Raw genomic sequence first — 6,365 nt, 5'->3', positions numbered from 1 at the left:
CCGCCCCACCCCGCTCCAGCAGCCCGACCAGCACGCCACCAACAAAGGCGTCACCGGCTGCGGTGGTGTCCACGGTGGGGACGCGGAAGCTGGTGACCTTGCCCTGCGTCTCGCGGGTGTACCAATGCAGCGTGGCGGCGCCGTCGGTGATGATCACCCAACGCGCCTGCGCGGCCAGCAGGCGCCGCAGCACCAGTGCCTCGCCGTCATCGCCGAGCGGTGCCGCCAGGTACTCCAGTTCCTCGCGCGACAGCTTGACCAGGTCGGCGCGTTCCAGCGCCTGCCACAACCGCGGTGTCGGGTCGACATCGGCCGGCCACAGCGCCGGACGCAGGTTGAGATCCAGGCTGACCACTGCGCCGGCCGTGCGCGCGCGGTCCATGCCGGCGAACGTCGCTTCGGCGATATCTGCTTCGGTCAGGCTGTTGGAACAGACATGGAAACACTGCGCGCCATCGAAGCAGCCTGCCTGGAAGTCGCTGTCACGGAACAGCAGGTCGGCGGCAGGCGGACGGTAAAAGCTGAAGCTGCGTTCGCCGCCCGCGTCCAGTGCCACGAAGGCCAGCGCGGTCTTGGCCGCGTCGGTACGCACGATGTAGTCGGTGCCGACGCCGTGTTCGCTCAGGCTCTCTGCCAGGAAGTCGCCGAACATGTCGCGGCCAAGCATGCCGACGAACTGGGTCTTCGCGCCCAGCCGTGCAGCGGCCACCGCGACGTTGGCCGGTGCACCGCCGGCGTACTGCAGGAACGCGCGCGGGGTATCGGCCGAGGCCGGCGGCTGCGCTAGTAGATCGATCAAAATTTCGCCGAAGCAGACGATGGAACCCATTTTCGACTCAGCCTCCCTGCGTGCCGGCAGCCGGCGCGCGGGCGCCGACCAGTCCGTAGAAAATGATGTAGCCGTAGCACAGCAGCGGCAGGATGAAGCTGGCCTGCACGCCGACGTGGTCGGCCAGGACGCCCTGCAGGTAAGGCACCACGGCGCCACCGACGATGGCCATGATCAGCAGGCTCGAGCCCTTGCTGGTCAGCGGGCCCAGGCGCTCGATGCTGAGCGCGAAGATGGTCGGGAACATGATCGAATTGAACAGGCCGATCGCTACCACCGAGTACAGCGCGACGTTGCCGGAGGTCATCATGGTCAGCGTCAGCAGGCCGACATTGACCAGCGCGAAGATCGCCAGCAGTCGGCTCGGCGAGAAGCGCGCCAGCAGCGCCGAACCGGCGAAGCGACCGATCATCGCCATCGTCCAGTAGGCCGACACATAGTGGGTGGCTTCCTGCTCGCTGAAGCCGCCGATGGTGGGCATCGACAGGTAGTTGACCAGGAAGCTGCCGATCGATACTTCAGCGCCGACGTAGAAGAAGATGCCGAGCACGCCCAGCAGCAGATGGCGCTTGCGCAATGCATCGAAATAGCTGTGCTGGTGGCCGTGGTCGGCCTGCTCGGTGGTGTCGTTCAGCGCCGGCAGGCGGAACAGGAACACGAACAATGCCAGCAGCACCAGCGCAATGGCCAGGCCCACGTAGGGGCCCTGCACCGCGTGCGCCTCGGCGGTACGGTAGGCAAGCTGTTCGGCGGCCGGCAGCGCAGCAATCTGCTCACCGCTCATGGCCGTGTTGGACAGGATCAGCATGCCGCCGAAGATCGGCGCAATGGCCGTACCCAGCGAGTTCAACGCCTGTGCCAGGGTCAGGCGGCTGGAACTGGTCTGCTCAGGGCCAAGCAGCGCCACATACGGGTTGGCCGCGACCTGCAGCACGGTGATGCCGGTGGCCAGCACGAACAACGCACCGAGGAAGGCGCCATAGACGCGCAGCTCAGCGGCCGGCCAGAAGCCCAGCGCGCCGATGCCGGCGATCACCAGACCGGCCACGATGCCCTTCTTGTAACCCAGCGCTGCCACCAGCCGCCCGGCCGGCAACGACATCAGGAAGTAGGTGCCGAAGAAGGTGAACTGCACCAGCATCGCCTTGGCGTAGTTCAGTTCGAACACCGCCTTCAGATGCGGAATCAGGATGTCATTGAGGCAGGTCAGGAAGCCCCACATGAAGAAGATGGTGGTGACCACGGCCAGCGCCTTGCCGTTGGTGACGGCAGGCTGGTTGCCCGGGGAACCCGATGGGCGGGGCGTTGCGGAGATCGGCATGCGGTACGCGCCTCGATGCGCGAAAGGTCGTTGGTGCGTGGAAGGGTGCAATCAGTTCAGCAGCAGAGCATCAGTTCGGACGTGCGGCACTGCTTTCGCGGATGCGCAACTGTACCGGGGCGACCGTGCGCCGTGGTGGCGCATCCGGTTCCTCCAGTCGTTGCAGCAGCAGGGACGCCGCCTGCCGGCCGCGCTCGCGCGGGTCGGCGGTCAAGGTGGTCAGCGGCGGCACGGCAACCGACGCTTCGGAAATGTCGTCGAAGCCGGTCACCGCGAAGTCACCGCCAGGACGGATGCCGCGCGAGTTGAGGCCCAGCATCAGGCCCAGCGCGACGGTGTCGTTGTAGCAGACCGCCGCGCTCGGCCGATGGCCATCGACGAACAGTTCGTCGGTGCGCGCGGCCGCTTCCAGGCGGTTGGGTGCCGATTCGATCATCCAGCCCGGCGGCAGCGCCAGCCCGGCTTCGGCCAGTGCCTGCTGGAAGCCAGCGCGACGCTGGTGGCAGGAACTCGATGCCGCGTGCCCACCGAAGAACGCGATCTGGCGATGGCCGCGCTCGATCAGGTGGCGGGTGGCCAGGTAGGCGCCATGCTGGTTGTCCAGGGTCAGGAAGTCCCACTCGGCGCCGTCCAGTTCACGGTTGAACAGCAATACGTTGGCATTGGCACCCAGCGCCTGCCGCAGCAGCGTGGCATCGCTGCCTTCGGCCGGTGACAGGATCAGGCCTGCAGGCGTGTGCTCCATCAACGTGGACAGCACCGCCTGCTGGCGCTCGGGTGACTCGCCGGTACTGCCGAGCAGGGTCACGTAGCCGCGCCCACCCAGTGCCTCGTCCACACCGGAGGCGAATTCGGCGAAGAACGGGTTGGACAGATCGTTGATGACCAGGGCGATGCTGGACGATGTGCGTCGCCGCAGGTTCGCCGCAGCGCGGTTGTAGACATAACGCTGGCGGCGAAGCTCAGCCTCCACCCGGGCACGCGTATCGACGTTGACCAAGGGGCTGCCGCGCAGCACCAGCGACACGGTCGCGCGCGAAACGCCGATGGCACGGGCGATGTCGGTCACCGTCACCGCCTTGCCGGAACGCTTGCTGGAACTGTCGCCGTTGTCGTTCATCGTCTTCCCGCACTCCGATGGATGCTCAAGCCTAATGGATCGCGGCCCTGTCGTGCCGTGCCGTTCGCTGGGTTGCCTCGAACGGCACAGCCCGGCTCAGTGCAGCTGGCTGCCTGGTGCCGCACACCAGGACACCGGCAGATCCTTCACCGCCGTGCCCCAGCCCTGCGTGGGCGCCGTGCCATCGAGGGCGAAACGCAGCTTCGGGCCCTGCTGCAGCTGGTTCCAGCCCAGCCATACCGGCGCATGTGCCTGGCCATCGACCTGCACGCCCTGCACGTACTGCAGGCGGCGGCCATCGGCGCCAGGCGCCTCGATGCGCAGGGTGCGGCCATTGCCCAGCTCGACCTCGACCTTGGCAAAGCGCGGCGTGTGCAGCAGGAACTCGCCGCTGCCCGGCACCGCCGGGTACACGCCGATCGCACTGAACAGGTACCAGGCCGACATCGTGCCGAGGTCATCGTTGCCGGTCACGCCGTTGGGCGCATTGGTGAACAGCTGCTGCGCAGCACGCACCACCGCGGCGGTCTTCCACGGCTGGCCGATCAGCGTGTACAGCCACGGCGAATGCAGGTCAGGCTCGTTGTTGGGGTTGTAGCGGAACTGGTTGTAGTAGCTGTACGGCCCGACCACCCATTCCTTGCGGGCGGCATTGAGCGGGTCGGCCTGCAGCGCATCCATCGCGAAGAAGGCATCCAGGCGGCGGCCCGCCTGTTCGCGGCCGTCCATCGCTTCGACCAGGCCCGGCACGTCCTGCTGCGCCAGCCACTGGTACTGCCAAGCCGTGCCTTCATGGAAACCATGGTGCGAGCGCGGGCTGTAGTGGCCATCGGCCGGGGTGTACCACTGGCCATCCTCGGTACGCGGACGCGGGAAACCGGTGAAGCCGGTCTCGGCATCACGCACCTGCGGGTCCCACACCTTGCGCCAGTTGCGACCGCGCTCACGCAGCGTCGCCGCGTCCTGCGCATGGCCGAGGCCATCGGCCATCTGCGAAAGCGCACAGTCGGCCAGCGCGTATTCCAAGGTAGCCGAACCACCGTGGTGCGGATCAACGTCCATGCCCTTGGACGGGAACGCGCGGTCGTAGACCACGTAGCCCTTGTCCAGATAGGTTGGATTGCCGGAACGGCCGGCCATGCGCGAGTTCAGCGGCGGCGTGCCGAAGGCATTGCGGCGCAGCGCGTCCCATGCCTGCGATTCACGGCCTTTGAGCGCACCGAAGCGCCACAGGTCGACCATGAACGGGGTGACCGGATCACCGGTCATGATGTTGGTCTCGAAGTTGGCATAGCCCCAGCGCGGCAACCAGCCACCCTGCTCGTCGATCGCCAGCAGAGTACGGCCGATGTCGCGCGCCACGTCCGGACGTGTCAGCGCCAGCCACTGGTTCTGTGCGCGGTAGGTGTCCCACAGCGAGAAGTACTCGTAGTAGGTCCAGCCATCGGCGCGATGGATGCCATCGTCATAGCCACGGTAGCGGCCATCGGCATCGTTGCCGGTCATCGGCTGCAGCAGTGCGTGATAGACCGCGCTGTAGAACACGGTCCGATCGTCGGCAGTGCCGCCCTGCACACGCACCCGGCCCAGCTGCTCCCGCCAGGACTGCTGCGACAGCGCACGCATGCGGTCGAAGCCGAGCAGCGCCCCGCCCTGCATGCCCTCGGCGCGCAGGTTGGTGCGTGCACCTTCGGCGTCCACATGCGAAATCGCGCTGACGGCAGTAACCGATTGGCCCTTGGCCAGGTCGAAGCTGAGCCACGCGCCATTCGGCTTCTGCTCGCCTTCCATGCTGTGGCGTGCGCCCGGCAGGCCACCGCCCTCGCCCCAGGTGCCATGCGCCTTGAACGGGCGGTCGAACTCGATACGGAACCAGGTGGTGTACTGATGGCCACCACAGAAGCTCTTGGTGACCAGCTTGCCTTCGACCACGCGGTCGCCGACCACATCGACCACGCTGCCGATCACCGAGTGGCGTTCGTTGGCCTGGCCGACATTGACCAGCACGTGGCCATCACCCTTGCCTTGGCTGAAGGTGTAACGCTCGGCAGCCGCGCGGGTACGCGCCGTCGCTTCGGCGTCGATTCCGCCATAGCTGGTCAGACGCACCTTGTAGTAGCCGGCCTGGCCGATTTCGCCGTCATGGGTATAGGCCGAGGCATACGCCTTGTGATCGAACTGCTTGGGGTTGGCGGTATCGAAGTCGCCCCCGGGGCCGATGCTGCCCGTCACCGGCAGCACCGAGACCTGCCCGCCCTGCTCCCAGCAACCGGCGCCGGACAGGAAGGAGTGGCCGAAGCCGCGGATCTTGTCGTCGTCGTAGCGCCAGCCCGAATAGTGGCTGCCGATCGGGCTGACCTGGATCAGGCCGAACGGCGCCGAAGCACCGGGGAAGGTGTTGCCGTCATCCTTGCTGCCGATGAAGGTGTTGACCTCGCGCTCCAGCGCGGCCGGTGCGGCCTGCAGCCAGGGCGTCACCGCGAGCGCCAGCAGGCAGGCGATGCGGGCCAGGGGCCGATGGGACAGTGCCGACAGGCGGCGGGCGGGACGGCGGTGGGACAACCTGGTCACGGGCAGGACTCCTTGGCGGCAGGGCGGCAGCGAAGACCGGCGGCACAGGCCGAGCCCTCGTTTCCATCGGTACAAATCCGCACCCCGGCGGATTTAGATCGATTCAAGTAGAGCATGGGAATTTCGCCCAATGCATTCTGCGGCGCAGCATGAGGGGGGGCTTCGGCCGGGCTGCGCCCGGCACCCGCAGAGGCCGGAGCAAGGGCAGAAGCAGACTGCCGGGGTGGGCAGGGCGGTGTGGGTATGCAGGACACGCCGTAAACCCATCCATGGGGGCTCGATGGCGCCATCCATGGCGCCAACGGTCCTGCATACCCACACCGCCCCACCCCTGACAGTTTCCTGATGTCTGGTAGATCCACGCCGTGCGTGGATGGATGTTCCTACCGATTTCGAAATCATCGAATGGATTGGATTTCATCCACGCATGGCGTGGATCTACGTGTCGACCAAGATCGACACCCACCAGGAGCACTCCATGCCATTCCGGCAGATCGCGGAACCTGTCGAAGGCGGGGTGGGTC

At 66.8% G+C, this 6,365-nt stretch carries 3 protein-coding genes and 1 pseudogene; all 4 read right to left on the bottom strand.

All coding sequences use genetic code 11. From position 1 onward, the window contains the following. Positions 1-796 (bottom strand): annotated as a pseudogene (locus DBR20_RS17580) (carbohydrate kinase); the annotation flags it as partial. Between the two features lie 40 nt (positions 797-836). After that, positions 837-2,150: an L-fucose:H+ symporter permease gene (fucP, locus tag DBR20_RS17575; protein ID WP_089240859.1), complete on the bottom strand. Its 1,314-nt coding sequence runs from the start codon at positions 2,148-2,150 to the stop codon at positions 837-839. Positions 2,151-2,220: 70 nt separating this feature from the next. Continuing rightward, entirely contained in the window at positions 2,221-3,270 is a 1,050-nt protein-coding gene (locus DBR20_RS17570) for a LacI family DNA-binding transcriptional regulator (protein ID WP_108267287.1), read from the bottom strand. A 96-nt stretch (positions 3,271-3,366) separates the two neighbouring features. After that, entirely contained in the window at positions 3,367-5,805 is a 2,439-nt protein-coding gene (locus DBR20_RS17565; protein WP_181393122.1) for a GH92 family glycosyl hydrolase, read from the bottom strand. Positions 5,806-6,365: the final 560 nt, after the last annotated feature.

It is taken from the genome of Stenotrophomonas sp. HMWF023, assembly GCF_003060985.1.
Lineage (GTDB): Bacteria > Pseudomonadota > Gammaproteobacteria > Xanthomonadales > Xanthomonadaceae > Stenotrophomonas > Stenotrophomonas lactitubi.
Note: the sequence above shows the minus strand (reverse complement) of the source record. Positions and strands in the feature narration are given on the sequence as shown.

What these genes read in the sequence shown, in the direction of transcription:
- fucP (WP_089240859.1), bottom strand. Translation starts at nt 2,150, where the DNA reads ATGCCGATCTCCGCAACGCCCCGCCCATCGGGTTCCCCGGGCAACCAG.
- DBR20_RS17570 (WP_108267287.1), bottom strand. Translation starts at nt 3,270, where the DNA reads ATGAACGACAACGGCGACAGTTCCAGCAAGCGTTCCGGCAAGGCGGTG.